Raw genomic sequence first — 26,447 nt, 5'->3', positions numbered from 1 at the left:
TAAAGATTTAGGAGAAACGCTCAATCTCTTCGCTACAAGGATTGTTTATTCGATTAATTTGTCTCTCTATTTTTATTGTTACATTGTGTATAGGTACTTCTAAATAATCAGGTAATTCAGTTTTTTCATTTACTTTCAATCGGGACACCAATATCCTTGCTGATATTCTTTTAAAACAGCATTGATGGGGTGATCGTGGGTGCAGGCTATATCTATCTTTTAAAGCAGAGAAAATTTTTACCGCTTTTTCTTACTCAGTTTTTCGGTGCTTTTAATGATAATGCTTATAAATTGGCAATGTTAACTATGATTAGCTATCACATAAGCCGTAACCAGTCCCAATCTGAATATTATCAGGCATTGGCTGGTACCTTATATATCACTCCCTTTTTTATTTTTTCTGCAACCTCTGGTCAGTTAGCTGATAAGTTCGATAAAGCATTATTAACGCGTTTAGTAAAAGTATTTGAAGTTATTCTGATGGTATTAGGGAGTTTTGCCTTGTACCGACAGAGTATTTTTTTGATGATGTTTACTCTTACGGGATTGGGAATTCACTCTTCATTTTTCGGGCCAATAAAATACGCCATTTTGCCCGATCACTTACCGAAGCAAGATTTAATGTGCGCTACGGGTTTAATTGAGGCCAGTACATTTATGGCCATTCTTTTGGGTACCACATTGGGGACCTTAGCGATTGGCTCGGAGCATGGAACCCCTTATATTGCAATTGTTATGACCTTGTGTGCAGCCTTTACAGGGTTAACCTCCAGTATGTTTATTCCAAGCGCGCCATCATCACTTCCTACTTTAGTATTGGATTTACATATCTGGCGATCGACGGTAGCCATGTTAAAACAGGCCAAAAAGGAGAAGGGAGTTTTATTATCTACTTTGACTATCTCATGGTTCTGGTTAATTGGTGCCGTATTGCTGACCAAACTACCGGATTACTCTCATTATGTTTTGGGGGCAAATACCCATGTTTTCGCAGTATTTTTAGCGTTATTTTCTATTGGTATTGCTTCAGGTTCGTTAATGATTAACCTGTTTCTAAGAGGGAGTGTTTCTCTTACTGTAGTACCTGTAGCTATGTTGGCATTAACCTGTTTTACTTTTGATCTTTATTGGGCATCCCCGACAGAGATTCAAGTTTCGGAGCATCTAACGACTTTGTTCGTCTTTTTTGCTCATTTTAATCATTGGCGAATAGCTTTTGATTTATTTATGCTGGCATTTTGTGCCGGGTTATTTGTGGTACCTTTATATACCTATTTACAGGTAGCCAGTCATCCTGACGCACGCGCACGAACTATTGCCGCTAATAATATTTATAATGCTTTATTTATGGTATTTGGAACCTTTTTGGTTATGGTCTTATTGCATTTTAAAGTGGCTATTCCTCAAGTGTTTCTATTGATTAGTCTCCTGAATAGTGTTGCTGCATTGGGATTATGGTTCTGTTTGAAGAGACAGAAAAAAAGTGATGTTAGATTGGATTGATATCATGCGTTATGCAGAGATTTGATGGTTCTGATGGGATAACCTGCCAACAGGCCATAATTCAACTTATAAATTAAATAGCCCATTGGATACTTGATCCCTAGCTAGTAGCATTAATCCAATCTTTTGCAGGAAGGAAATCGGTATATAATTTTATTTCCTTGCTGCCTTCTTTGGGATGCCAATTGTAGTTCCAATGTACTTCGGGTGGGAGAGACACTAATATGGATTCCGTTCTGCCTCCTGATTGTAAGCCAAATAAAGTGCCTCGGTCATAGACTAAATTAAACTCGACGTAACGACCGCGCCTGTAATTTTGAAATGCTTTTTCTTCAGGTCCATAAGGATGTTCTATTCGACGTGAAACTATTGGTGCGTAGGCCGGAATAAAATGATTTCCTATACTTTGCATCAAAGCAAAACTGTGCTCAAAACTGATTTTATTATAATCATCGAAAAATAATCCCCCAATCCCACGTGCTTCATTTCGGTGTTTGATAAAGAAATAATCATCACACCATTTTTTAAATTCAGGATAGATTGACGAGCCAAAAGGTTGGCAGGCTTCAAATGCTGTTTGATGCCAATGTTTACAATCTTCGACAAAACCGTAGTAAGGAGTCAAATCAAATCCGCCACCAAACCACCATACGGGTTCCGCTCCTTCTTTTTCAGCGATAAAAAATCGTACATTTGCATGGGACGTGGGAACATAGGGATTTTCGGGATGAATCACCAGCGAAACGCCTAAAGCACTATAATTTCTACCGGCCAGTTCTGGTCTGTGCGCTGTGGCAGAAACAGGGAGTTGTTCACCTGATACATGGGAAAAATTGACGCCTGCCTTGGCAAATACTCGACCGTTGGATAGCACTCGTGTTATCCCGCCTCCACCACCTGAACGATCCCAGGATTCCTCTCTAAATTGAGCTTGACCATCAAGCTTTTCAATTGAAGCGCAAATTGTATTTTGCAGTTGGAGCAGATAAGATTTAATCTGTTGGATGGCGTTTGGAGGAATTGACGCAAGGACTGACATAATACAGTACTCCAGACGGGTTAAATTCCCTTATTTTCTCACTCTTTCTGTATTGGCACAATGTTTGCTTTACTATTATTAATAATAAAAAGGAGTGAATATGCCTCTTAATCTTGATTCTTACTTTGGGATTCATGCCAAAGCGCTTATTGCTCGAGATCATCGGGCATCCCAGTTGGCGAACAATTTGGCCAACGTCAATACTCCAAATTATAAAGCCATGGATATGGATTTTAATGAAGTGCTGGCTGCTTCTATGGCAGGAAATTCTCAGCAGTTACAAGTGACTTCACCGAATCATATTAATAACAATGCTGAATTTTCTACTCAATTGAAATACCGCATGTCGAATCATAAATCCATGGACGGTAACACAGTAGATAAAGATATTGAAACTGCAGAATTTGCGAAGAACGCGCTGAATTATCAAGCAAGTCTGAGTTTTCTTGACAGTAAAATCAAATCAATGATTGTAGCGTTAAAAGGGGAATAATCATGTCATTAAATGCTATTTTTGACATTGCCGGATCGGCTATGACGGCAGAAACTGCTCGATTAACAACCAGTGCTGGAAATCTGAGTAATGCAAACGTTGAGGCCAGCAGTCCAGAAGAGGTGTATCAAGCCAAATATCCTATCTTTCAGGCAGTTCAGGAAAAAGCACAGCAATGGATGGGAGAGAATATTAAAGCGGGTGTGCAGCTGAAAGGAATTTATGAGAGTAATGCGGAGCCTTCAAAACGATATGATCCTAATAGTCCTATGGCGGATGATAACGGTTTTGTTTATACCTCTAACATTAATTATGTAGAAGAAATGGCTAATGTGATTTCTGCGTCCAGATCGTATCAAATGAACATAGAATTACTTAATACAACCAAGCAATTAATGCAACGAACACTGCAATTGGGTGAATAAGGTGAATAAGGGGAAAAGGATGACAAATTCAGTAAATGGATCTAATTCAGCAACTAATTTAGGCCTGAATCAAGCAGATCAGTCTGCAAGAAAAAGCTTAGGGCAGCAGGATTTTTTAAGACTCATGGTCGCTCAAGTACAAAATCAGGATCCCATGCAACCCCAACCCAACGGTGAGTTCTTATCACAACTGGCTCAGTTTAGTACTAATGACGGTATTACCCGTATGCAGGATTCCTTACAACAAATGGCTACATCTTTACAATCAAATCAGGCTCTTCAAGCTTCGGCTCTGGTGGGTCGAAAAGTTCTGGTTCACAGCGACAGCATGAGTTTGGGTACAGAGGGTGATGCAAAGGCGGCTATTGATATGCCAGCAGGACTTGCTAATCCAACAGCGTCAATTTACTCAGAGTCAGGTGAGCTGCTTAAAACGATTTCTTTAGGACAACCTGTACCAGGATTTTTTCAAATTAGCTGGGATGGAACCGATCAAAATAATCAACGCGTAGCCGCGGGCAATTATAAAATCAAAGTCAACGGTACTTATGGTGGACAGGAAGTTGCCTTAAAAACCATGACTTCAGCAAATGTAGACAGTGTAAGCCTGGGACAAAATGGAGAGGGTTTAAAATTAAATGTAGCCGGAGTCGGTTCAATCTCTCTGGACCAGGTAAGGCAAATAACAGTATAAACTATCTGCAATCTCTGCATGTATCAGGGTGAGTGCTAAAAATTATAAGCAGGAGGCTATTATGGTTTTTAATACGGCATTAAGTGGAATTCAGGCGTCAACCAAAGACCTGGATGTAATTGGAAATAACATTGCTAACTCTGCAACAGTAGGATTTAAGGGAGCGCGGGCGGAATTTGCTGATATATATACTTATAGTGCCTATGGTACAGGCAGTTCTTCAGTTGGTAGTGGTGTCAAATTATCTCGAGTCCATCAATCTTTTGCTACGGGAACGTTAAGCCCAACGAATAATACTCTAGACCTTGCTGTTAATGGCTCCGGATTCTTTATTTTAAGTGATCAGGGTGCCAAAGTTTATACCCGGGCAGGTCAGTTTAAACTGGATAATGAAAATCATATAGTGAATGCAAATAACCAGCGATTAACCGGTTTGCTTGCTGATAAAAGTGGTGCCATTACGGGAGCTTCAGGAGATTTGCAGATCAATACTGCCAATATTAGCCCCAGGGCGAGTACTTTAGTAACAGCTGGCGTCAACTTATATTCTCAGAGCAAAGCACCTGCGGTTGATTGGGCTGGTGGCGCTACACCTTCTACCGATACTTATAACAATGTCAGTTCATCAACTATTTACGACAGTTTGGGTAACTCTCATGTATTGAGCATGTACTTTGTCAGGGCAGATTCAACGGCTGCAGCAGGAGCACCTAATGCTGCCTCGCCGGCGGGTACAGAGAATCAATGGTATGTTGCCTTTCAAATTGATAATCAAAACGTACCTGCCAACGTCGGGCCACATAATACGGATAATTTGTTCAGAGCAAACTTTAATACCGATGGAACTTTTGTTGGGGTAACCAATACAGCAAATGCGGCATTGCCCAATAATTTTATTCCTTTATCCCTTAATTTAAATAATGGATCTAATCCTTTAAGTCTCAATATTGATTTATCTGATAGTACACAATTTGGTAGTCCATTTGCTGTTCAATCTACTCAAAATGACGGGTATACAACAGGAAGTCTTGCTGGTTTGGATATTGATGACTCAGGGGTCATCCTGGGACGATATACCAATGGACGTACACTGACTATGGGGCAGATTCAGTTGGCAAACTTTGCTGATCCTGAAAGCCTGCAAAATTTAGGTAATACGAGTTGGGCAGAGACCTTCTCTTCAGGTCAGCCTTTGGTGAGCGGTGCAGGAACCGGTGGTTTGGGATTGATTAACTCCGGCAGGCTGGAAGAGTCTAATGTGGATTTAACCAGTGAACTGGTCAAATTAATCGGTGCACAGCGTAACTTTCAGGCTAATGCACAAACCATACGAACAGGGGATGCCATTACTCAAACCATCATTAATATTCGGTAGGAGATAAGCCATGGAGCCTATCCTGTATAATGCAATTAGTGGGGGTCGTTCTGATTTTAAACGACAGGAATTAATCGCCAATAATTTGGCGAATATTAATACCCCAGGTTTTAAAGCTGATTTATATCAGGCACAAACCATGTATATGAATGATGCAAATGGAGTCAATGATAAAAACGGACAATCGTTTATAGTTCAGGGGCCTAATGGCATTGATTTGTCTCCTGGTGAAATTATACCAACTGGCCGTGATCTGGATATAGCCATAGATGGTGAAGGATGGATGGCAGTAAAAGACAGTCAGGGAAAAGAAGCGTATACGCGCGGAGGGAGTCTGCGATTGGATGTTAACAGGCAATTAATTACAGCCTCAGGTAAGGTGGTTCTAGGTGATGGCGGACCTATTTCCATTCCACCTGCAAAATCTATAGAAATTGGTAATGATGGTACGATAACGATAATTCCTTTGGATGGTGATATCAAAAGCCTGGCAATACTGGATAGAATTAAACTGGTGACACTGGATAAAACCAATATCGTTAAAAATGATGAGGGATTATTACAGCTTAAGCAAGGCGGCGTTGCCAAGGCAGATGCGACTGTAAAATTGATTAATGGCGCGATTGAAGGGTCAAATGTTAAGGCAATTGATCAGATGGTTGGAATGATTAGTGCCGGTCGCGAATTTGATGCTCAAATGAAAATTTTATCAACAGTTGATGATAATGGACAGAAACTGGCACAACTATTGCAGGACTAGTCTTTATAATAATAAGAATAATTGCGGGAGACTTTCATGGAACCAGCACTATGGGTCAGTAAATCTGGCCTGGAAGCCCAGGATAAGAATATTGCTACCATTGCGAATAATCTTGCAAACGTCAATACAACCGGTTTTAAAAAGGGTAGGGCATTATTCGAAGATTTAATTTATCAAAACCTGCGTCAGGCGGGCGCACAATCTTCTCAAAACTCTCAAATCCCAACTGGAATCAATATGGGAACAGGAGTTCATTTAGTAGCCACAGAAAAAATGTTCTCTCAGGGTGGTCTGCAAAATACCCAGAATCCTCTGGATGTTGCGATTGAAGGTCAGGGATTTTTAACTGTTTTGATGCCTGATGGTACACAAGCTTATACTCGAGATGGAAGTCTTAAAACCGATAATACAGGACAGATTGTTAACAGTAATGGATATCCCATTCAACCAGCAATTACGGTTCCCGCTCAAACAACTGGCATTACCATAGGTACAGATGGAACGGTAAGTGCTACCGTTGCTGGAAATAATACACCATCAGTGATTGGAACCATCCAATTAACCAATTTTATTAATAATGCAGGACTGCAACCCATAGGACAGAATTTATATACTGAAACGGCTGCCAGTGGTACACCACAAACCGATAATCCAGGTAATTCCGGATTAGGAACGTTACTGCAAGGTTCTCTTGAGGCATCAAACGTCAATGTGGTTGAAGAGTTGGTTAATATGATTCAGGCACAACGAAGTTATGAAATTACCGCAAAGAGTATTCAGACTGTCGACAGTATGTTGCAGTATTTAACGCAAACTCTTTAAGCGGATTCGTGTCATGAAAACTATAAATCTAGCAATGACGTGTTTGTCAGTACTTCTTTTGGGCGGGTGTGAAGCAATTAATCCACCTGCTCCAGGAACTAATCCTGATTATGCCCCAACTTATCCGGCTTCCCCGGATCCTAAGGAGCTGCGTAAAGCCAATGGAGCAATTTATAGCAGTGAGACCGCATTACCCCTTTTTGAAACCCCTAGAGCAAGACATCCGGGTGATATATTGACTATATTTCTGGTTGAACGAACTGATGCTCAAAAAAATGCGTCTACAACGCAAAAGAAAAATGATCAAGAACAAGTGACTAATAATCTATTTCTGGGCAGACCTATATCATTAGGTAGCGGATACAGTATGGATTTTGATCTGAGTAATCAACGGAAATTTACTGGTGATGCAAAATCTATTCAGAATAATCGATTGGCTGGTAGTATTTCGGTTACGGTTGCAAAAGTCCTTCCGAATGGAAATATGGTTGTTCAGGGTGAGAAATGGGTTAAAATTAACCAAGGTAATGAATACGTGCAGCTTTCTGGTATAGTTCGTCCTCAAGATATTAGAGCAGATAACTCGATTAACTCAGATAGAGTTGCGAATGCCCGGATCTCTTATGGCGGTACAGGACAAATTAATAATACTAATGCTCAGGGTTGGTTAGCTCGATTCCTTTGGAGCCCTCTATTTCCAACATAATTTATAGAGACCTTTTGCATAATCTGTAACTGGTGATTAAGTGTAGGGCACAAATAGTTCGAGTAGCGAAGTGTACATGGGTAAATGAGCACCTTTGAAACACTTTCAAAGGTGCAGGTTATGTAACAGGTTAACAACAAGGAACTGTAATGCGGCGAGTGCTGATTATTACATGGTTGATAACAATGAATTTGATGGCAAGCCAGGCTTTTGCCGAGCGGATCAAAGACATTGCTACTTTGGCTGGAGTTCGAACTAACCAGTTGGTTGGCTATGGATTAGTTGTGGGTTTAAATGGTACAGGTGATAAATCAGGTACTAAATATACTGAAGACAGTTTCGCCAATATGTTAACCCAGTTGGGTATTAATATCCCTGCAGGCACCAAACTTAATTCCAAAAATATTGCTGCGGTTATGGTAACTGCCAGTCTTTCTACTTTTATGAAAAAAGGGCAAACGTTGGATGTTAATATCTCATCGATAGGAGATTCTAAAAGTCTATTAGGGGGAACCTTGTTGCTTACCCCGTTAAAAGGAGCGGATGGTCGTGTCTATGCCATGTCGCAGGGAAATGTTGTTGTTTCAGGAATCAGCGCTTCGGGTTCTGATGGTTCCAGTGTGACCGTCAACGTTCCAAGTGGTGGTCGAATTCCTAATGGTGCTACTGTCGAAGCAGATATCCCAAATCCGTTTTATTTCTCAAAAACATTAACCTTTAATTTACATGCGCCTGATTTTACTACTGCAAAACGAATGAGTGACGCCATTAATGAAATGATGGGACCTGGTACCGCAAGACCATTGGATGCTGCCTCAGTTACGGTCACTGCTCCGAAAAAGTTGTCACAACGTGTAGATTATGTTTCTGTACTTGAGAACATAGAGTTCAGGCCGGGAGAGCCCGTTGCTAAAATTATTATTAATTCAAGAACTGGTACTGTGGTTATCTCCAGTAATGTCATTGTGAAATCGGCAGCTGTATCTCATGGCAATCTGGTAGTCAGTATTACTGAGACACCGGTAATAAGCCAACCTAATGCATTTGCTGGTGGACGGACCGTTTCAACACAACAATCTCAGGTTAATGTTCAGCAAAAGAGTAATCATGCCTTCGTGCTTCCTAAAGGAACCACATTAAAGGATATCGTTCGAGGAATTAATGCTGTAGGAGCAACGCCGGCGGATGTAATCTCCATCCTTGAAGCCTTACAGCAGGCAGGTGCGTTGAATGCAACATTAATCGTAATTTAAAGATGTAATGAACAGGTGATGGAAATGAAAGTAGAACGGATAGCTGTCAGTGATTTTCAAAGTTTAAATGAATTGAAAGTCCAGGCTAATAAAGATGGAAAAAAGGCTTTACCGGAAGTTGCCAGGCAATTTGAAGGCATATTTTTGCAATCCATGCTTAAAAGTATGCGTATGGGACAACATTTTCTTGATGAGTCCAGTCCTTTTAGTGGCAAGAATGAGGCGACTTTTCAGGAGATGCTGGACGGACAATATGCTAACAATATTGCAGGGTCTGGCGGTATAGGTTTAGCTTCCATGTTATCAAGGCAATTGGAAGGTACTGTAGGTGGAAGTCATCCAGATGCCATTAAAACAGGAAGTACTGATTCGCCCCTTCCACTCAACAGGGCAAGCGAGCCTAAAGAGCAAAAGGGAGCAGAAACAGCACTTATTGATGACTTTGTTAAGTCCATTTGGCCTAAAGCCAAACAGGCAGCATCTTTAATGGGACTTGATCCCAAAGTGTTGATCGCGCAGGCAGCTCTTGAAACAGGTTGGGGAAAGTTTGTTGCAAAAGATGCAGACGGTTCCAGCAGTAATAATTTATTTAATGTTAAAACCGGATCCAGTAAAGAGTTCGAATCAGTGAATATTAAAACTACGGAGTATATTGCCGATACGCCAATCAGCATGAATGCGTCGTTTCGTAAATATCCTTCGGTCGAACACAGTTTTAATGATTATGTTTCTTTAATAAAAGGCAGTGATCGATATCAGAGCGCCTTGGCCAATGCAGGGAATCCAGACCTCTACGTTCAGGAACTGCATAAAGCCGGATATGCAAGTGATCCGAATTATGGAAGTAAAATTCTGTCTATTTATCATGGCGATGAATTGAATCAGGCAATACAAAGATGTGGCTTAGCCGATCAAGTATAACACTTGAAATAATTGTATGTATTAGTTTAGGGAGTGAACGAATATGTCCATACTGAGTATTGCTTATTCAGGATTAAGTGCTTTTCAGCGTGCCTTCGAAGTGGCGGGAAACAATATAGCCAATGCGACTACTAAAGGTTACTCACGACAGACCATTCAGTTTAGTCCAGGTCCTTCTCAACGTTATGCCGGCTCATTTGTCGGTAGTGGCGTATTTGTTTCGTCAATTGATCGTAATGTTGATCAGTTCATTAATTCGCAAGTCAGAAGTACTTTAAGCCTGAAATCTCAATTTGATACCTTCTATACCCAAGCCATTCAGATTGATAAATTACTGTCTCAGGATGGAACCAGCATTTCAACCTCACTACAGTCTTTCTTTGATGCCTTGGGTCAATTAAACAGTGCTCCGGACAGTATCTCTTCAAGAAGTGTGGCATTAAAACAAAGTCAATTATTAGTGCAGCAGTTTACCTCCATGCAAACCAAACTGGATGAATATCAACAGAATTCAACAGCCCAGATTTCGGGTGCTGTACGCCAAATCAATCAACTTACCAAAGACATAGCGGCTATAAATAAACAGTTGATGAGCACCTCTGATTCACCGGAATTACTGGATAGAAGGGATGAATTGCTTAAAGAACTGTCTCAATATACCAACTTGTCTATTTTTGATCAGGGCGATGGCACAATCAGTGTCGGAATTGCAACTGGTGACATGCTGGTTTCAGGCACTGAGCAAAGAGATTTAGTTGTCGGTACAGGTAATTCAGGAGTATCCGGAACCCAGGTTTATTTGAGTAATGGAACCGGTCAAATAGATATCACATCAAGATTAACTTCAGGTATGCTTGGTGGATTAATGGATTATGAACACGATGTGATTGCTCAAGCCGGCCAAATGATAGGTCAAATGGCCATAGGACTGGCTCAAACCTTTAATGCGCAACATAAATTGGGTATGGATTTGAATAATCAAATTGGTAAGGATTTCTTTACTGATTTTAATAGTCCTGCGCAGCAAAGGAATAGGGTCGTAGCGCCATCAACAAATACAGGAACAGGGGTGTTATCGGTAGCCATTTCTGATATATCACAAACGAAATTAAGCGATTATGAAGTGGTAGTTACCGATGCATTGACCAATGAGGTACGAGTGACTCGTAAATCAGATGGATCTTCAACAATACTCAACTGGACCAATACTCCACCCACGCCTCCAGCAGGTCAACTCGTTTTTGAGGGTATGACGATAACCGTTGATGATACTGCAAATCTTGCGAATAATGATCGCTTTACCCTTATTCCAACTCGTGGCGCAGCAAGAGATTTGGCATTACAAATTAATGATGCTCGTGAAATCGCTCTGGCTTCACCCGTCAGTACCAGAGCGTCACTGAATAATACAGGTCAGGGGCAAATTGCTTTAGGCACGGTATACAATACTACGGCAGTTAATAAACAATATCGAATTGATTTTATATCGGACACGCAATATAACCTGGTTAATGTAACTGACAGCACAACAACCGGACCATTGGCTTTTGTACCAAATACAAATAATACTATTCAGATACCCGATGCGTTGAATCCATCCTATTCTGTGGTGATATCGGGCATACCTAAGTCAGGGGATCAATTTACTGCGGAATATAATTCAGGCGCGGCAGGTGACAACCGTAATGGTTTAGGTTTATCGGGTATTCAACAAAGCAAGTTTTTATCGAATGGAACTGAAAATCTTTTTGATCGTTATGCCAATTTATTGGCTGAAGTCGGCGGACATACCAAACAAGCTCAATTAAGTTCAGAATCTGCCGATGTACTACATAAACAAGCGCTTGATTTTTGGCAAAGTAAAAGCGGTGTGAATCAAGATGAGGAAGGAATTAATCTCCTTAAATTTAAACAAGCCTATGAAGCCGCAGGGAAACTGCTGGAGATATCCAATCAAATGATGAGCTTATTATTCGATATGATGAGGTGATAAATGCGAATTTCTACCAATCAAATGTATCAAAGTGGATTAAATAATTTATTGGATCTGCAAGGACGGGTATTGAAATTGCAATCACAGCAATCCAGTGGGTTGAAAGTTGAATCGCCATCTGATGATCCGGTGGCCTCTGCTCAAATCGAGCTGATGAATCATCGTATAGGTGCTACAGAATTGTTACAAAAAAATCGGCAGTCTGTGGAAAGTGCCCTGAGTTTGGAAGAGGGGATATTAAGTGATGCGATTAGCTCTTTAAACCGTTTGAGAGAAATTCAAATTCAGGCAGGCAATGGTGCCTTGTCTGAAGAAGATAGAAAGGCTTTATCCGTAGAGGCGAAAAATCTCCTGGGTCAATTACTGGATTATGCTAATACCAAAGATTCAAATGGTAATTACATGTTTAGTGGAGGAAAATCGTTTGTTCAGCCGTTTTCAATAAATGGAACGGGGCAATATGTTTATAATGGAGACAGTACGCAACGATTTCAGGCAGTAACCCATAGTTTACAAGTAGCTAATAATGACACTGGCGATAATGTGTTTATGCGCATTCCCAATGGCAATGGAACTTTTACAATTAAGCAAACCGCTACTCCAAACACGGGCACCGCGGTGGTCAGTACCGGTTCAGTAGTCAATCCTCTTGCTTATGTATCTGATAATTATACTATGAGTTTTGCATTGAATACTCAAGGTAAAATGGTAGTCATGGTTAGTGGCACTGCAAGCGGAGATGTAATTCCACCTACTGGTTTACCCGATGACGCTCCTTTATATCAGGAGGGTTCGGTAATTTCTTTTAATGGTATGGAAATGACAGTAAGTGGTACACCACAGGCGGGCGATTCTTTCGCAATTGCTCCATCCAAAAACGAATCCATGTTTTCAACAGTACAACGCATGATAGCCAATCTGAATAAACCCTATAAAACAGCAGTGGATAAGGCAGCAACTGAAACTGAAAACAATCAATTACTGGCTCAGTTAGATAAAGCATTTTCTCATATTTCTGAAGTTCAAGCAGATTTGGGCGCTCGATTAAATCAATTGGAAAGCGCCGATAATGCGAATAAGAATTTACTTGATACCAGTGCGGCGGCTTTGAAACTGCTCAGGGAGATCGATCCTGTAAAAGTAGCAACAGAATTTAACATTCAAGTTTTGAATTTACAGATCGCGCAACAAAGTTTTGTCCGAATTCAAGGTTTAACGTTGTTTAATTATATTTAATTTTTGCTCCTGTGACTGTAAGCTAGGTTATTTTTGTAATTTGCTTTAAGGATCAAAAATGACTTTAGTCGAAGTAGACACATTGCAGGTTCAAGTTATTGTAGATAATGTTACTGACAGTCTTTCAACTGTACCCTCCAATGTAACTCATGAAATGGATTATCTTGAGCATCATGGCATGGAGGAATTATCTGGTGAATGTCTTTGCTGCGGTGCTCATGGCCTGTCTCTTTTAATCACTGCTTCAAAGGGTTCATCGACTCATTCACTATTGTTTGATGCAGGACCGGAAGGCGAGGTATTTCAAAGAAATATCACTAAATTAAAGATCGATCCCACAAAGATTGAAGAAATAGTATTGTCTCATGGCCATTGGGATCATGCCGGCGGTTTTTTGGCAGCATTAAATTTAATTAAATCAAAAAATCCGCAGCAAAAAGTGGTTTTTCACATTAATTCAGGAATGTTTCATCAACGCGCATTGAAATTTGATGAGCAGATTCATCCTTTTAAAAAAATTCCTTCTATTGATGAGTTGTATCAGCATAGTGCTGAATTAAATAGTTCTGATGAAGCACGATTACTATTGGATGACATGTTTTATCTTAGCGGAGAAATTCCGCGAGTTACGGCCTACGAAAAGGGTTTTCCTGGACATGTAAGGCAGTTACCGAACCAGGATTGGGTTCCTGATCCTTGGATAATGGACGAACGATTTCTTGTGGTACATGTAAAAAATAAAGGATTGATTATTTTTTCTGCTTGTTCTCATGCAGGAATTGTGAATGTTTTAAAAGAGGCTAAAAATTTATTCCCTGAGATCCCCTTATATGCCGTGATGGGTGGTTTTCACTTATCAGGTCGAGCAGTAGAGCACATTATTCCTGATACCGTAGATGATATGAAACAATTTGATCTGAAAATGATAATTCCAGCGCATTGTACCGGATGGAGGGCTGTTAGTGCTTTGGGAAATGCTTTTGGTGATAACATCGTTATCCCTTCGGCTGTGGGGAGATTATATCAATTTTAAAGACATCAAATTGCTGGTGAAGTTGAATCTGTCGTTCTATTGATGAAGAGCATGTGGGGAATGGACTCTCAGCGCTTCTCACTTTTTATGTTCCTCAGAGCGAAAGAGGGAACTTCCAATTGGCCTTAAGTAATTATTTAGACAATGATCAATGTTTCATTGCAAATGTTATCAAGATCTCACTAGAATCTCCTTTTCCCTCAGGGATAAGGTGCCGACAGACGGATGAGGGGATCATGCATCATTCATTAAAAAGTTATATATAACATCCATAACCAAATCAAATTGTTGCTGTACCTCATTATTCCAAAATCTTAACACTTTATAGCCTAAATGATTAAGATAGTTAGTCCTTATTTTATCGTATTCATTTTGCCTACACTCATTATGCTGACCACCATCTATCTCAATAATTAACTTTTTTTCGATACAAATGAAATCTACAATATAGTTACCCAAAGGACATTGTCTTCTGAATTTAAAGCCTTGAAATCGGCGTGATCTTAGGGAATTCCATATTTTACTTTCCATGCTGGTGCTGTTTTTACGTAGTTTTTTTGCTTTATCTAATAATTCCATGTGTTTAATCCATTGTTGGTTGGACTAAGTATTTTAATGGAACAATTTAAAAATTTTAAGATCCCCTCATCCGCCTGTCGGCACCTTCTCCCTGAGGGAGAAGGAGATCCTAGCGAGATTTTGATAAGATTAGAAATGAATCAGTGAGCTTTGTGTCAAGAAAAACTGAAGGTTAACTGTAAGGAAAAACAAAGGATTTCCGTGAAAGGTCCTTCTTCAGGAGGGAGAAGGCGATTCGAGCGAGATTTTGATATGATTAGAAATGAATCAGTGAGCTTTGTGTCAAGAAAAACTGAAGGTTAACTGTAAGGAAAAACAAAGGATTTCCGTGAAAGGTCCTTCTTCAGGAGGGAGAAGGAAATCCTAGCGAGATCTTGATAAGATTAGAAATGAATCAGTGAGCTTTGTGTCAAGAAAAACTGGAGGTTAACTGTAAGGAAAAACAAGGGATTTCCGTGAAAGGTCCTTCTTCAGGAGGGAGAAGGCGATTCTAGCGAGATCTTGATAAGATTAGAAATGAACGATTGGACTTTGTGTCAAGAAAAGCTGAAGGCTAACTGCAGGGAAGAACAAAGGATTTCAGCGAAAGATCCTTCTCCCTCAGGGAGAAGGTGCCGACAGGCGGATGAGGGGATCAAGCATCATTCATTACATAGCTATATATATCATCCATAACTAAATCAAATTGCTGCTGTACCTCATTATTCCAAAATCTTAACATTTCATAGCCTGAATAATAAAGCTATTTAAGCCTTCTATTATCCTATTCATTCTCTGTATTTAGGTTACAACAGCCTATTTTGGATGGTTTACAGTTTTATTCGTAGGACATCAGTTGGATTGTTATCCAGGGTATTGTCACAAATTTGTTCCGCACCTTCAGATTTGTATAAATGATTCAAACTAGGTTTTAAAGTCTCTAATAAAACGATATTGGCCATCTCGTCTTTCGATAGACGTTTAATTTCCTGTACTATTTGACGACCTACTCCTAAACCACGAGCCGTGGGATCTACGTAGATAAACCATATTTCATTGGTATTTACCATTTTATTTTCGATTCGAAAGGCACCAACAAGAAGTTCTTTATAAAAAGCCAAATAAACCCGGTCTGCATTTTCGGTCAAGTATTGCATACGATCTTCAATGGCTTGTTCGGGTTCTTTATATTTACCTTCATCGATTTTATCATGAATATAACCCCATTCATTAGTGAACCATTTTGTGACCATTTCTAAATAATCACTAAATGATTCTTCATTAACCTGGTTTAATTTAGTAAAAGTAACAGTTGGTTTAGCAGAACTAAATAAAAGCATCTTGAACTCACTTATAAAAATATATGTACAATTATAACACAATGGGTATATACATTATAACCCTTCTGTTTTTTATTTATCAGGAGTAGTATAGCGATGAAAATTTATAACACTCCAATCTTAAGGATGGTTATTTGTTTCCCCAAAGTTATGCCATTGATCCTGATATCAGTGGTTAAATCGATTTATCCCGGTCTCATCTGATCTTAAAGTAAGGATTTCATATCCATTATCAGTCACTAAAATTGTATGTTCCCACTGTGCCGATAATTTATGGTCTTTTGTGACAACCGTCCATCCATCAGCCAGAGTTTTGACTTCTTTACTACCCAAATTGATCATTGGTTCAATGGTAAAGGTCATTCCAGCCTGCAATTGTAATCCAGTATTGGCTTTGCCAAAATGCATTATATGGGGTTCCTCCCACATAGTTCGTCCAATACCATGACCACCGAATTCACGCACCACCGAATATCGATTTTTTTCAGCATGCGTCTGGATAATATGCCCAATATCTCCGAGCCTAATCCCGGGGCGTACTATGGAAATGGCTTTATATAGACACTCTTGAGTCACGTCCACCAGTTTTTTAGCGAAAGGTTTTACAGTGCCAACTAAAAACATTTTACTGGTATCACCAATATATCCATCTTTTTTTACGGTAACGTCGATATTAAGGATATCTCCATCTTTAATGATTTTATCAGAGGGTATTCCATGGCATACGACATGATTAATCGAAGTGCAAATACAGGCTGGAAATCCATAATGATTTAAAGTTGACGGAATAGCTTCCAAATCCTCGGTAATGTATTGATGACACAGCTGATTAAGCTCACTGGTACTTTTCCCTGCGATTACATAAGGCTCTATCATTTCCAGTACTAAAGCTGCAAGCTTTCCCGCGATGCGCATTTTTTGTATTTCATCATGCGTCTTCATTAACATAATGTATTTCACCCAATGATGCTTGATTAACTAAAATTTTAAGAATTTCAGAATAAGTAATGGATGGATTTTCTTCCGCTAATTTACCTATTCTGATCCAAAACTCTGCTTGAGAATTTATTGAACGACTCATGGCTCTGGCCATGAGCTTTGTGGATTCATGCAATTCATCAGATATTTTTACTATACCCATAAAGTTCTCCTAAAAAACACATAATATAGCAATTAGTTATTATATGCTACATTATGTAGTAAATAACAAGTGTGTTACATTCACTATATATCATTCGCTAGTCATTGAGTTCAAATCGGGTTAGCATGTGAATTAATACATTTTAAAGAAGAAATCAGGAGACATGAACTAACCACAAAGTAGCGTTAATTGTAATTATATCGAGATGATGACGGCGACAGTGTTTGATAGTCTATGGTTGCAGCTATCCTCCTGAATAAACCATTTCCAGTTAATATTTGAGCTTTACTGTATTGAGTTTGGGGATAGAAATCATCGAATTCTTTGATGAGTTTTTGTGGGTCTTGCTGACTTTTCTGTTACCAATGTGAGACTGCTTAAAAATGATAGGGTATAGCGATTTGAACATTTTGCTGTTAAAAAAGTGATACAGTCTTTTAGTAGTTCACTGGATAAAGAAACAAAATGAGTTCTTTTCAAAGTATTTGATTTATTTTGATAATTTTTTTGCCCCAAGTTAATGGTCTGTACCATTCACTTTACAGGTTACAACTCCATTATCCAGTTGAATTTCATTACCACCAGAATCGGTCATAAACTGCCCAATATAGGTCTTGTTCTTTTTATTTAATTGTGCAGAAATAAATAATCTTGGACGAGAGGAGTCTTCCTGATCAACTGCAACCAGAAGTAAATTACCCGATCTCATACTGAATTGAATCACTTTAATAGGATAGTCAAAGTCAACCGAAGGGACCTTAGCCATAGTTTCAGGAATAACAAAAGAAATCGTATCGTTCATTTCTTCCATAGTACACTCAACGGTGTTGGATGATGCATGAGAAAGAGCAGTTCCAAACGTGATTAAAATACATAAAATGAACTGTTTCATTTGGGTTCCTTCAAATGTTCGTGTACCAATTAAAATGTAGCTGATATTTGCATGAAATCAAAAAATGGCATAATTTTGCCTGTTGTCCAAAATCGGTTGAATTAGAAATTTACTTTAATTTTTAAGGAAGGACTAAATCATTTAGATGAGGGCGGGCCTAAAAGGTAAAGAGTCTATAGGGAGAGGCTGTTAGGTAGAATAAGTCATGTTACTGATACCCTAAAATGTCATTCTAAACATGTCGCCGCACTGACATATACCCAGGCCGATAAACCTGAGTCCAGTTGAACTTTAATGCGTTTATAATCAGAAACCTCATAGGAGTCTGCGCGTTTTAGTTCATCAATACTGAGCTCAAAAACCATACCTTTTACCCGGTTTTCAGGATTACCGGTATAACTAATAATCGGGTGGAAGGCTTCTCCGCTGGTAGCAATAACATCAGGAACAGTGATTTCTACCATCGATAATTCAAATCCAGGTAAGTAATCGATGTTGCCTTGTAGTTTCCGTCCGAAATTAGCATGCTGTACCTTTTCGTATTGCAGGGTACCATAAGAAAATAATTGTTCTGTATTCATATCTGAGGGGTACTTTTTTTGATTTATAACATAATTTTAAGGCACCTTATCAAGTAATTATTGGAACATCAATAGAGCTCATGAAAATTTGTTCCATCAGCCATTATTTGTAAATAAGCCCGGTGTGTATGGGATTATATAACCTTGGAGCCTTGGATTGGAGTGGGATAAATTTAAAACAGCGAATGCATAAAATACAGTATTAAGCACAACTTGAGGTTGCTTTTTGATTATGATGATATCGCCAGAATGATTGCAGGTTGATTTAGAAGATTTATTGACATAGAGTTATGAACATTCAAATAGTTAATTTGAGAAATTATTAAGATGTATCAATTAAGACATTGGAATAAATCTATTTTATTAGGCATGATTTCATTAGCATTTTATTGTTCCAATGCTGTTGGTGGAACTATGGGTACTATAAGGGCGGAGAATGGGATTTACTTGGGATTATTCGGGGGAGGAGGGTACTCTGCTAATGAGGGTATAACTCAGCAAGGAGTCGCACTATATCCGGATAGGATTGGTGGACCATTCGATGTGCAGGCAAATGGCGCTGACAGTAATCCCGCCGGTATCGTTGGGGGACATATAGGCTATGAGTGGGCGGAACGTTCTTTTGGAAGTGGAAGCTTAATTCCAGCAGCGGAGTTTGAAGGACTCTATCTGAGAAACGATCAAAGCGCCGATTTATTTCATCCTAATAATAGAGTAATAGGTCATACCTTCGAAGTTACTTTCCCAATGGACATGGGAATGTTTCTTACTAATGCAGTATTGTCCTATAAATCATCAAGATTAGGTGGATTTCAACCCTATATTGCTGGAGGTGTAGGGGCTGTAAGAATATTTATCTCAGATGCAGTTTCAACACAGGTTATACCACCTGAGCCAGGGATTAATCACTTTAATTCAGATCCCAATGCCGCTGATTGGACATTTGCAGCACAAGCAAAAATTGGTCTGAAATATATTATTAGTGAGCATTGGAGAGTGTTTGGGGAATATAGATTAATCCACATAGCGAATAGCGATTATTTATTTGGCTCTACCCAATACCCAAACCACGCACCTACCACACCTTGGAATGTCCATTTTAGCAATATGGACTACAATACGGGTCAATTAGGTATCCAATACAGGGTATAATCTGTTCCCATATTACATGTTATAAACTAAGGGTAAATGGTTTCTTTCCCAGCGAACATTGAACCGAGGCTCCCCCATGTTTTCTGTTTTTACAAAACAACAAAGGCAATTTTTCTTGGCAAATTTCGAGTCCAAATCCTTTGCCGCCTAACATTTTTGTTTTGTCTTTTTTTGTATTTTCAGGAGATTTTGTCAATCTAACTCCGGGTGCTATGCCTGAGAACCCGATTCCATTGTCTTTTATCTTAAGAAACAGGTGCTCGTCTACAGTTTTTAAGGTGACTTTAATTTCTATATGATCGATATGAGCATCAGGTTTACTATAACAAGAGTCGATACTGTTCCTTATAGTTTCTCTTAAAAAGAAGTACGTCCATCTGCTTTCATGGTTGGGATCATAATCGTAGGGGAGGTATGCGATATTTAATTTCAACCTGATGAAACAATGATTTAGAAAATCTATAATGGATTTCATCATGGAATTGGCAATTATGAGTTTGTAATCCCTGGAATGATTATTTGCATGGACAAGATCACAAACTACTATGTGTTGCTCGTATACAGACATAATATATATCTTTAAAATAATAACATGAATAATACCATTCCATTGTTTTAAGGTCCTATGCAGTGATGGCTTTGTATTCTTAATGAATGTCACGGAAATTGAGAGAAGCCCTGTAATGTGTAACCGATGTCCTCGGAATAGACCTGTTTCCATTGGCGTCCCGAACAGGATTCGAACCTGTGACCTGCCCCTTAGGAGGGGGCCGCGCTATCCAGCTGCGCCACCGGGACTTACACTCGCAAGTCTACCTTTATCATCGATAAATGACAACGGGATTAAAGCGGTTCTGTAGTAAAATTGTAATTTTTAAGAGGCTGATGAGAACTTATGATTTGATGTTTTTATAGTCTTGTAAGTTGGTGTCATTACCTCTGATAGTATCTGATTGCAGTAAAAATTTAACACAGGAACAAATGTTTGAGTGATGTAATCCGGTGGGAGTTCAACTTAATGCGCTAAATAATGAAAAAATACACTGAATTTGTAATAGAATTTAAAAATATAAGTAAATGCATTTTATATCATTTTCTGGCACTTGACTTGATCTTTTAAACTACGGTACCTTCGATTACACCTCCACAGAATGGCAGGTTGTGGTTATATGGAGTTTTAAATATTAAAAGGATGTTTTTATGAGGGGTATAAATAAACTTGATGGTGATATATACATTCCGGATACAGAAAAGGGTAGCCTGGATTCGGAGGAGCAAGACAGCTCAATAAGCGCTTTAACTCGTTTACCAACCTTTTTTACAGCGGGTAATTCTTTGGGGATTCCCCTCTCAAATGATTCTGTTTCGCTTAAAAAAGCTTATGGATTTTGTTTTCAGAATTATTTTCAACCCATCTTGGTTAAAACCTCTTCAGATTCATTAACGGTTTATTTTGCTGTTTGTCATAGTATTCATCATCAACTGTTACTCAGCCAGCTGAAAAGACATATTCCTGGTATTCATTCGTCCATAGATTCTACTGAGTTCCCTGTCAATTCTTACTTTCAGCTCAAGTTTACTACTCATGATTCACGTATTTTTTTGCACATGGAGTGTTATGCGTTTGTTGATTTATTTGATTATAATTTTAAACATCTTTTAGATCTTCTTGCTGATTTTGACTGTCGCGAAGAATACTCCGATGGTCTGAATGGATCCAATATGGGTATAACGGAACAGACGGTAGTTCCTGATACCATGCATTCAGCTGTGAAAGTCAGACAACTTACAACAGATAGGCGCTTTTTTGTTAAGCCCTTGCTTGCTTCAATCCGGGATTATGTTATGAATTGTTTAAGTCGATTTGAAGAATTGAGCCTAAACAGAGAGATGGAGGCTTATGGTGTTGCCCTCCATCTTGGTCTGATTCTGAAGCGAATTGAAGAAAATTATTTAACTGTACCCTTTGATGATTATACCAAGGCATTGACTCTGCTCGGTACTCTGGAGTGTAATGAAACTTATCAAATGGATCCTCAGATCTGGCTTTCTATGCCCAAGATAAGAGATGCTTTAGAACTTTTAAAGACTAAAGCATTAATCGGTGATAGAGGAATTGAGTTCGATGTTAATAAACTGGGTCTCCTGATGCAGGAACTTATACTTCATGAAGGTGCCAGACCGAAACCTGATATTTGGTTTCCCTTGGGTACGGTAGATCATTTATCACAGCAGCTAGAAGATTTTTATCCAAATTATAAGCAAATTTTAAAACCTGCTGTTATCTAATGCAGTTCAATTGGAGTTTGAACTTCTTTTGAATTAAGTACATGCCTGCATAAGCAGAACATTAAAAGTAATGGCATAAATTGCGAGTAACTCCTATCCTGTTTAATAGGATGAATAAGTAATAGCTCCTGATAATCTATTTAAACAGATAGATATAAATGCTGAACCTGTTAATGAATAAGGATGGATAGAATGAAGAACTTTAAATTTTTAGTTGTATCTCTAATTGTCTGGTTTAACTTATCTGGTACAGGCTTTGCAGCCGATTTTGCCAACAGTCTGGTAGGGGCGCAAGGATATGATCTGGTTTCATACCATCAAAAAAGTGGCCCTGTTCGAGGGAATGGCAATCATACGGTTTTTTATAACGGGATCAGTTATATTTTTGCAACGGACGCCAATAAAAAAGCATTTCAGGCGGATCCTAAAAAATACTTGCCTGCATATGGCGGTTATTGTGCCTATGGGGTATCCGTTGGGAAAAAGATAATCAGTGATCCTTTGGCATGGAAGATTGTGGATGGAACTCTCTATCTGAACCTTAACAATCAGATTCAGGAAATTTGGTCTAAAGACATTAATGGCTATATCAAAAAAGCGAATGATGAATGGCCTAAAATTATCAATAAAGACCCGGAAGATCTTTAAAATCTCAGATTCAAACCCGCCATGAAGTGATTTATGGCGGGTCAGTTATATATAGGCTACATTCCAGTATAGTTAGGCCCACCACCGCCTTCAGGGGCATGCCAGATAATATTTTGACGAGGATCTTTAATATCACAGGTTTTACAATGAATGCAGTTCTGAGCATTAATCTGTAATCTTGGTCCTTGTTCTTCCTCAACTATTTCGTATACAGCAGCAGGGCAATAACGACTCTCGGGAGAGGCATAGATTTTTAGATTCACATCAATGGCTAATTTCGGTTGTTGCAGTTTGAGATGGCAGGGCTGATTTTCTTCATGATAGGTATTGGATAAAAAAACGGAAGAAAGCTTGTCAAAAGTTAATTTACCATCGGGTTTTGGATAGTCAATTTTTTTTGCTTTATCTGCTGGAATAAGGCTCGTATGATCGGCATGATTGGATAAAGTCCACGGAGAGTGGCCTCTGGTGATATAGGTTTCAAAAGCCGCATTAATTAAACCAGGGATAAGTCCAAATTTAAATCCTGGTCTAATGTTACGCACCGAATAAAGCTCCTGAGCTAACCAGGAATTTTTTATTTTTTCCGGATAGGTACTTAACTCATGCTGATTCGTAGAGTCCTGATTTAAAACTTCAAAACAAGCTTGAGCAGCAAGCATTCCTGATTGCATCGCAGTGTGTATTCCCTTGATTTTCGGTACATTGAGAAAACCTGCCGCATCACCAATTAATGCTCCGCCTGGAAAAATAAGCTTGGGAAGGGATTGCCATCCACCCTCATTGAGCGCGCGCGCCCCATAGCTAAGTCGTTCTCCACCGGTTAAAACAGAATTGATTATTGGATGTGTTTTAAATCGTTGTAATTCAGCAAAGGGATTTAACCATGGATTTTTATAATCCAAACCGACAACAAATCCGATGGCTACACGTTGTTTGGAGAGGTGATAAATAAAGGAGCCTCCATAGGTCGCGTGATCCATGGGCCAGCCTATAGTATGAATTACTTTACCGGGTTCATGACGAGAAGCATCTACCTGCCATATTTCTTTTATTCCTATTCCATAAGTTTGTGGTTGTGCATTGTCCCTAAGATGATATCGTCCCATCAAATACTGACTCAGCTGTCCACGGCAGCCCTCGGCAAATAGCGTTTGTTTTGCCAATAAGTGCATCCCTGGTTGAAAATTATTGGTTTCCTTGCCTTCTTTATCAATTCCAACATTACCTGTTGAAATGCCGATAACCTGATTTTTATCATTAAACAGTACTTCTGTTGCGGCAAATCCGGGGTAAATTTCACAGCCCAGGGCTTCTGCCTGTTCGGCAAGAAATATACAAAGCTCTCCTAGACTGATAATGTAGTTTCCCTGATTATGCATGGGCTTGGGCGTTGGTAATTTATACGATTTTTTTTCGGTCAGGAAATAGAATTGATCCTGAGTAACCGGGGTATCCAGGGGAGCGTTTTGCCATGTATCCGGAAGTAATTCTTTGAGACTTCTTGGCTCTAATACTGCTCCGGAAAGAATATGAGCTCCAATCTGAGCCCCTTTCTCTAAAATACATACTGACAGCTCTCGATGTGAGGCCTGGGCTAATTGTTTTAATTTTATAGCGGCAGATAAACCCGCAGGTCCACCCCCCACGATAATGACATCAAATTCCATTGTTTCGTGTTCCACACGATCTCCTACTTCAAAAAGATAAAATCATCGCTTTTATGTGTCTTAAGATCAAGATTAAATTGAATAATATTGACTAGGGTCTGTTGACAATGTACTCGGCAAATACCTACAAACATCTACGAACCACTCTTCTTCCTGAATATTCCCCATTACCTGAACGTTATAGGGCATGATCCTATTTATGTCCTGTCTTCAGAAAAACTTTTGTATCACTCTTTATAATAATGAGAAGACAGCTGCCTCATAATATTTCGTTAAGATTCCTTGTGTACAATTTGAGCATTTTAAATGAGAATTAAATTACTATGTTATCAATCGACCAAGTTAAAGAAGAACTTGCATCTCAAGATTGTCCTATCTCTATCGAAGCAATGACTGTAGCAGTTGCCAGTTTAAAACACTATAAGGACAAGCATCATTCCACCTTTAATTGTGTGGTGTTGAATTTAGATGACAAGAATCCTGAACAGAATGAATTTAATCAATTTTTAATCCAGCTGAATCAGAATAAAAACCTATATCCTGAGAATACGCGTATTCAGATCATTTTTAAGCATGGAAACCATTGGAGTACAATGGATGTCCGAGTGAATCAAGGACAATTAGAGTTTTATTTTCTTGATGCTGCAAACTCTATGCCGACTGTTCTTCAAGGCTTTTCATCGATATTTGAACATTGTCCAAATGCAAAACTTACCTATAGTGGTGCCTTTTTACAAATGGAGGGAAAACATTGTCCATATTTTGCATTGGATCACGCCTTGGCCTTTTCTAAAATCAATGATCTTCATGAAACTCTGAGACCTTGTGTCAGTCATGAGAATATAGGTCGATTTGAACATTATGCGGATTATATTCAATTTCTTGTTCAATCACGTCAAGAACTTAGTCAGTTTAATCGCCCCTCTTTTTTGGAAGCAATTAAACTTTTGAATTATGTAAAAATAATAGATTTACCCCAGCATTTTGGGTCATTAATTAAGCACATTCAAGATTTAGATTATTATAGAACCAATGTATCGGGAAGAAATTTTGTTAGATACAACGGGAAGCCAGTCAATGATTATGTAAAGCAACATTCCAGAAATCTTAATGGTGATAATCCTTACTCAGTGCCTAAATTGTGCAATATGGGCATTGTGGATAAAAAACTGAAAATTAAAAAGAGAGCTGCCGAATTTCTGGCCGGAATGACTGAACAGGAATATTCGACTCTTGTTGATCGCCGCAAATCACTGGGTCTGGTTGATTGTAAGTCAACACCACAAGGCGTTTTAGACAATCCCAATGCAATGGATTTAAAAGATCAGCGCGTTAATGAGCCTGAGAAATCAGAGCAAAGACAAGCACGTGTTATTGAGCTGCAATTTAAAAGAAATCTTAATTTACTTCATGAAAAAAAGAGTGAATTTGAATTAAAAGTAAATAAAGGTCAATTCAATTATAAGAAAGCCTTTGATGCGGCTTCAGCTCTTCACAAAGAATTAGTGAGTGCAGGTGAAGCGTATTTTGCTAATCCAACTCAAGATCGCTATAGAGAATTTAAAAGAGTCTGTGATAAATCGATTACCGCTAATCGCCTTGAGCTTGAAAAACATCGGGGATTGGTGACCATCATATTGAACATAACCGCTATCATTCTAACTGCCGGAATTGGTTATGGTATAGCGCTTGGTATTGGCATGGTTTTAAATGGTAGTAAATTCTCTTTTTTCTCCACCGACAGTGTCAAAAAAATAAATGCTATTGAAGACGCAATTATGAACGCTGCTCCCAATACAGCATCTGCTGCGTAAGCACAGATTTCGAATCAGTATCCCTATTGAAATTGAGTTCCTTTAACTTATCAACACAGGAGTATCGTCCTTGTGGTAAGTTAAAGGACGCAACAATTCAATAGGGTAC

26 protein-coding genes, 1 tRNA gene and 1 pseudogene are annotated in these 26,447 nt (G+C 39.0%); 17 read left to right on the top strand and 11 right to left on the bottom strand.

Going from position 1 to position 26,447, the window contains the following annotated elements; all coding sequences use genetic code 11:
- Positions 1 to 195: 195 nt before the first annotated feature.
- On the top strand, positions 196 to 1,503 hold the full coding sequence (locus IZU94_RS14265; protein WP_203111973.1) for an MFS transporter: 1,308 nt from the start codon (positions 196 to 198) through the stop codon (positions 1,501 to 1,503).
- A 100-nt stretch (positions 1,504 to 1,603) separates the two neighbouring features.
- Here the strand turns inward: IZU94_RS14265 and hemF are convergent, their stop codons facing one another.
- Positions 1,604 to 2,542: an oxygen-dependent coproporphyrinogen oxidase gene (gene hemF / locus IZU94_RS14260; protein ID WP_203111971.1), complete on the bottom strand. Its 939-nt coding sequence runs from the start codon at positions 2,540 to 2,542 to the stop codon at positions 1,604 to 1,606.
- Between the two features lie 100 nt (positions 2,543 to 2,642).
- Here hemF and flgB point away from each other — a divergent pair, with 100 nt between their 5' ends.
- From flgB to IZU94_RS14200, 12 genes are all read left to right on the top strand, one after another.
- Positions 2,643 to 3,035 carry a flagellar basal body rod protein FlgB gene (flgB, locus tag IZU94_RS14255; RefSeq protein ID WP_203111969.1) on the top strand — a complete coding sequence of 131 codons (393 nt, stop codon included), beginning with the start codon at positions 2,643 to 2,645 and terminating at the stop codon, positions 3,033 to 3,035.
- A gap of 2 nt (positions 3,036 to 3,037) precedes the next feature.
- Positions 3,038 to 3,460 carry a flagellar basal body rod protein FlgC gene (flgC, locus tag IZU94_RS14250; protein ID WP_203111967.1) on the top strand — a complete coding sequence of 141 codons (423 nt, stop codon included), beginning with the start codon at positions 3,038 to 3,040 and terminating at the stop codon, positions 3,458 to 3,460.
- A 19-nt stretch (positions 3,461 to 3,479) separates the two neighbouring features.
- Positions 3,480 to 4,154 (top strand): flagellar hook assembly protein FlgD, encoded by a 675-nt coding sequence (locus IZU94_RS14245; protein ID WP_203111965.1) that lies wholly within the window; start codon positions 3,480 to 3,482, stop codon positions 4,152 to 4,154.
- Between the two features lie 61 nt (positions 4,155 to 4,215).
- Positions 4,216 to 5,529 (top strand): flagellar hook protein FlgE, encoded by a 1,314-nt coding sequence (flgE, locus tag IZU94_RS14240; protein ID WP_203111962.1) that lies wholly within the window; start codon positions 4,216 to 4,218, stop codon positions 5,527 to 5,529.
- A gap of 10 nt (positions 5,530 to 5,539) precedes the next feature.
- Positions 5,540 to 6,289: a flagellar basal-body rod protein FlgF gene (gene flgF / locus IZU94_RS14235; RefSeq protein ID WP_203111959.1), complete on the top strand. Its 750-nt coding sequence runs from the start codon at positions 5,540 to 5,542 to the stop codon at positions 6,287 to 6,289.
- A gap of 36 nt (positions 6,290 to 6,325) precedes the next feature.
- Positions 6,326 to 7,111, top strand: coding sequence for a flagellar basal-body rod protein FlgG (gene flgG, locus IZU94_RS14230; RefSeq protein ID WP_203111956.1), 786 nt, complete (start codon positions 6,326 to 6,328; stop codon positions 7,109 to 7,111).
- Between the two features lie 13 nt (positions 7,112 to 7,124).
- Positions 7,125 to 7,817: a flagellar basal body L-ring protein FlgH gene (gene flgH / locus IZU94_RS14225; RefSeq protein WP_203111953.1), complete on the top strand. Its 693-nt coding sequence runs from the start codon at positions 7,125 to 7,127 to the stop codon at positions 7,815 to 7,817.
- A gap of 149 nt (positions 7,818 to 7,966) precedes the next feature.
- Entirely contained in the window at positions 7,967 to 9,070 is a 1,104-nt protein-coding gene (locus tag IZU94_RS14220; RefSeq protein WP_203111950.1) for a flagellar basal body P-ring protein FlgI, read from the top strand.
- 24 nt (positions 9,071 to 9,094) lie between these two features.
- Entirely contained in the window at positions 9,095 to 9,991 is an 897-nt protein-coding gene (locus tag IZU94_RS14215; protein WP_203111946.1) for a glucosaminidase domain-containing protein, read from the top strand.
- Between the two features lie 43 nt (positions 9,992 to 10,034).
- A complete protein-coding gene (flgK, locus tag IZU94_RS14210; protein WP_203111943.1) occupies positions 10,035 to 11,981 on the top strand; it encodes a flagellar hook-associated protein FlgK in 1,947 nt (648 codons plus the stop codon).
- A 3-nt stretch (positions 11,982 to 11,984) separates the two neighbouring features.
- Complete coding sequence (gene flgL / locus IZU94_RS14205; protein ID WP_203111940.1) at positions 11,985 to 13,220, top strand: flagellar hook-associated protein FlgL; 1,236 nt, start codon at positions 11,985 to 11,987, stop codon at positions 13,218 to 13,220.
- Positions 13,221 to 13,278: 58 nt separating this feature from the next.
- On the top strand, positions 13,279 to 14,253 hold the full coding sequence (locus tag IZU94_RS14200; protein ID WP_203111937.1) for an MBL fold metallo-hydrolase: 975 nt from the start codon (positions 13,279 to 13,281) through the stop codon (positions 14,251 to 14,253).
- A gap of 234 nt (positions 14,254 to 14,487) precedes the next feature.
- Here the strand turns inward: IZU94_RS14200 and IZU94_RS14195 are convergent, their stop codons facing one another.
- The 7 genes and pseudogenes from IZU94_RS14195 to IZU94_RS14165 form a co-directional block, all read right to left on the bottom strand.
- On the bottom strand, positions 14,488 to 14,832 hold the full coding sequence (locus IZU94_RS14195; protein WP_203111934.1) for an endonuclease domain-containing protein: 345 nt from the start codon (positions 14,830 to 14,832) through the stop codon (positions 14,488 to 14,490).
- A gap of 634 nt (positions 14,833 to 15,466) precedes the next feature.
- Positions 15,467 to 15,556 (bottom strand): annotated as a pseudogene (locus IZU94_RS18460) (hypothetical protein); the annotation flags it as partial.
- An 85-nt stretch (positions 15,557 to 15,641) separates the two neighbouring features.
- The gene (locus tag IZU94_RS14185) at positions 15,642 to 16,151 is read right to left on the bottom strand and encodes a GNAT family N-acetyltransferase (protein WP_203111932.1); all 510 of its coding nucleotides are present in this window, start codon (positions 16,149 to 16,151) and stop codon (positions 15,642 to 15,644) included.
- Between the two features lie 168 nt (positions 16,152 to 16,319).
- Positions 16,320 to 17,099 carry a type I methionyl aminopeptidase gene (gene map / locus IZU94_RS14180; RefSeq protein WP_203111930.1) on the bottom strand — a complete coding sequence of 260 codons (780 nt, stop codon included), beginning with the start codon at positions 17,097 to 17,099 and terminating at the stop codon, positions 16,320 to 16,322.
- Positions 17,080 to 17,292, bottom strand: coding sequence for a ParD-like family protein (locus IZU94_RS14175; RefSeq protein WP_203111919.1), 213 nt, complete (start codon positions 17,290 to 17,292; stop codon positions 17,080 to 17,082). The genes map and IZU94_RS14175 overlap by 20 nt, the downstream gene beginning before the upstream one ends.
- A 517-nt stretch (positions 17,293 to 17,809) precedes the next feature.
- Positions 17,810 to 18,184 (bottom strand): hypothetical protein, encoded by a 375-nt coding sequence (locus IZU94_RS14170; RefSeq protein WP_203111916.1) that lies wholly within the window; start codon positions 18,182 to 18,184, stop codon positions 17,810 to 17,812.
- A gap of 227 nt (positions 18,185 to 18,411) precedes the next feature.
- Positions 18,412 to 18,765 carry a gamma-glutamylcyclotransferase family protein gene (locus IZU94_RS14165; RefSeq protein WP_203111914.1) on the bottom strand — a complete coding sequence of 118 codons (354 nt, stop codon included), beginning with the start codon at positions 18,763 to 18,765 and terminating at the stop codon, positions 18,412 to 18,414.
- A 327-nt stretch (positions 18,766 to 19,092) separates the two neighbouring features.
- Here IZU94_RS14165 and IZU94_RS14160 point away from each other — a divergent pair, with 327 nt between their 5' ends.
- Positions 19,093 to 19,917: an outer membrane protein gene (locus IZU94_RS14160; RefSeq protein WP_203111912.1), complete on the top strand. Its 825-nt coding sequence runs from the start codon at positions 19,093 to 19,095 to the stop codon at positions 19,915 to 19,917.
- A 19-nt stretch (positions 19,918 to 19,936) separates the two neighbouring features.
- Here IZU94_RS14160 and IZU94_RS14155 read toward each other — a convergent pair whose 3' ends face one another.
- Both IZU94_RS14155 and IZU94_RS14150 read right to left on the bottom strand, forming a co-directional pair.
- Complete coding sequence (locus IZU94_RS14155; protein ID WP_203111910.1) at positions 19,937 to 20,485, bottom strand: ATP-binding protein; 549 nt, start codon at positions 20,483 to 20,485, stop codon at positions 19,937 to 19,939.
- A gap of 153 nt (positions 20,486 to 20,638) precedes the next feature.
- Positions 20,639 to 20,715: transfer RNA gene (locus IZU94_RS14150), tRNA-Arg, on the bottom strand.
- A gap of 402 nt (positions 20,716 to 21,117) precedes the next feature.
- On the opposite strand from IZU94_RS14150, the gene IZU94_RS14145 reads away from it, so the two are divergent.
- Positions 21,118 to 22,206 (top strand): hypothetical protein, encoded by a 1,089-nt coding sequence (locus IZU94_RS14145; protein WP_203111908.1) that lies wholly within the window; start codon positions 21,118 to 21,120, stop codon positions 22,204 to 22,206.
- A 192-nt stretch (positions 22,207 to 22,398) separates the two neighbouring features.
- On the top strand, positions 22,399 to 22,854 hold the full coding sequence (locus IZU94_RS14140; RefSeq protein ID WP_203111906.1) for a YHS domain-containing (seleno)protein: 456 nt from the start codon (positions 22,399 to 22,401) through the stop codon (positions 22,852 to 22,854).
- A 56-nt stretch (positions 22,855 to 22,910) separates the two neighbouring features.
- On the opposite strand, the gene IZU94_RS14135 is transcribed toward IZU94_RS14140, so the two are convergent.
- Entirely contained in the window at positions 22,911 to 24,539 is a 1,629-nt protein-coding gene (locus IZU94_RS14135; protein ID WP_203111905.1) for an electron transfer flavoprotein-ubiquinone oxidoreductase, read from the bottom strand.
- Positions 24,540 to 24,847: 308 nt separating this feature from the next.
- Here IZU94_RS14135 and IZU94_RS14130 point away from each other — a divergent pair, with 308 nt between their 5' ends.
- Positions 24,848 to 26,338: a YopJ family acetyltransferase gene (locus tag IZU94_RS14130; protein WP_203111903.1), complete on the top strand. Its 1,491-nt coding sequence runs from the start codon at positions 24,848 to 24,850 to the stop codon at positions 26,336 to 26,338.
- The last annotated feature ends 109 nt before the right edge of the window (positions 26,339 to 26,447 follow it).

The sequence above is a fragment of the Legionella bononiensis genome (assembly GCF_016786215.1).
Classification (GTDB): Bacteria; Pseudomonadota; Gammaproteobacteria; order Legionellales; family Legionellaceae; genus Legionella; species Legionella bononiensis.
The sequence above is the reverse complement of the archived record's forward strand: the minus strand, read 5'-3'. Positions and strand labels throughout refer to the sequence as shown.

What these genes read in the sequence shown, in the direction of transcription:
- hemF (WP_203111971.1), bottom strand. Translation starts at nt 2,542, where the DNA reads ATGTCAGTCCTTGCGTCAATTCCTCCAAACGCCATCCAACAGATTAAA.
- flgB (WP_203111969.1), top strand. Translation starts at nt 2,643, where the DNA reads ATGCCTCTTAATCTTGATTCTTACTTTGGGATTCATGCCAAAGCGCTT.
- flgC (WP_203111967.1), top strand. Translation starts at nt 3,038, where the DNA reads ATGTCATTAAATGCTATTTTTGACATTGCCGGATCGGCTATGACGGCA.
- IZU94_RS14245 (WP_203111965.1), top strand. Translation starts at nt 3,480, where the DNA reads ATGACAAATTCAGTAAATGGATCTAATTCAGCAACTAATTTAGGCCTG.
- flgE (WP_203111962.1), top strand. Translation starts at nt 4,216, where the DNA reads ATGGTTTTTAATACGGCATTAAGTGGAATTCAGGCGTCAACCAAAGAC.
- flgF (WP_203111959.1), top strand. Translation starts at nt 5,540, where the DNA reads ATGGAGCCTATCCTGTATAATGCAATTAGTGGGGGTCGTTCTGATTTT.
- flgG (WP_203111956.1), top strand. Translation starts at nt 6,326, where the DNA reads ATGGAACCAGCACTATGGGTCAGTAAATCTGGCCTGGAAGCCCAGGAT.
- flgH (WP_203111953.1), top strand. Translation starts at nt 7,125, where the DNA reads ATGAAAACTATAAATCTAGCAATGACGTGTTTGTCAGTACTTCTTTTG.
- IZU94_RS14220 (WP_203111950.1), top strand. Translation starts at nt 7,967, where the DNA reads ATGCGGCGAGTGCTGATTATTACATGGTTGATAACAATGAATTTGATG.
- IZU94_RS14215 (WP_203111946.1), top strand. Translation starts at nt 9,095, where the DNA reads ATGAAAGTAGAACGGATAGCTGTCAGTGATTTTCAAAGTTTAAATGAA.
- flgK (WP_203111943.1), top strand. Translation starts at nt 10,035, where the DNA reads ATGTCCATACTGAGTATTGCTTATTCAGGATTAAGTGCTTTTCAGCGT.
- flgL (WP_203111940.1), top strand. Translation starts at nt 11,985, where the DNA reads ATGCGAATTTCTACCAATCAAATGTATCAAAGTGGATTAAATAATTTA.
- IZU94_RS14200 (WP_203111937.1), top strand. Translation starts at nt 13,279, where the DNA reads ATGACTTTAGTCGAAGTAGACACATTGCAGGTTCAAGTTATTGTAGAT.
- IZU94_RS14195 (WP_203111934.1), bottom strand. Translation starts at nt 14,832, where the DNA reads ATGGAATTATTAGATAAAGCAAAAAAACTACGTAAAAACAGCACCAGC.
- IZU94_RS14185 (WP_203111932.1), bottom strand. Translation starts at nt 16,151, where the DNA reads ATGCTTTTATTTAGTTCTGCTAAACCAACTGTTACTTTTACTAAATTA.
- map (WP_203111930.1), bottom strand. Translation starts at nt 17,099, where the DNA reads ATGTTAATGAAGACGCATGATGAAATACAAAAAATGCGCATCGCGGGA.
- IZU94_RS14175 (WP_203111919.1), bottom strand. Translation starts at nt 17,292, where the DNA reads ATGGGTATAGTAAAAATATCTGATGAATTGCATGAATCCACAAAGCTC.
- IZU94_RS14170 (WP_203111916.1), bottom strand. Translation starts at nt 18,184, where the DNA reads ATGAAACAGTTCATTTTATGTATTTTAATCACGTTTGGAACTGCTCTT.
- IZU94_RS14165 (WP_203111914.1), bottom strand. Translation starts at nt 18,765, where the DNA reads ATGAATACAGAACAATTATTTTCTTATGGTACCCTGCAATACGAAAAG.
- IZU94_RS14160 (WP_203111912.1), top strand. Translation starts at nt 19,093, where the DNA reads ATGTATCAATTAAGACATTGGAATAAATCTATTTTATTAGGCATGATT.
- IZU94_RS14155 (WP_203111910.1), bottom strand. Translation starts at nt 20,485, where the DNA reads ATGTCTGTATACGAGCAACACATAGTAGTTTGTGATCTTGTCCATGCA.
- IZU94_RS14145 (WP_203111908.1), top strand. Translation starts at nt 21,118, where the DNA reads ATGAGGGGTATAAATAAACTTGATGGTGATATATACATTCCGGATACA.
- IZU94_RS14140 (WP_203111906.1), top strand. Translation starts at nt 22,399, where the DNA reads ATGAAGAACTTTAAATTTTTAGTTGTATCTCTAATTGTCTGGTTTAAC.
- IZU94_RS14130 (WP_203111903.1), top strand. Translation starts at nt 24,848, where the DNA reads ATGTTATCAATCGACCAAGTTAAAGAAGAACTTGCATCTCAAGATTGT.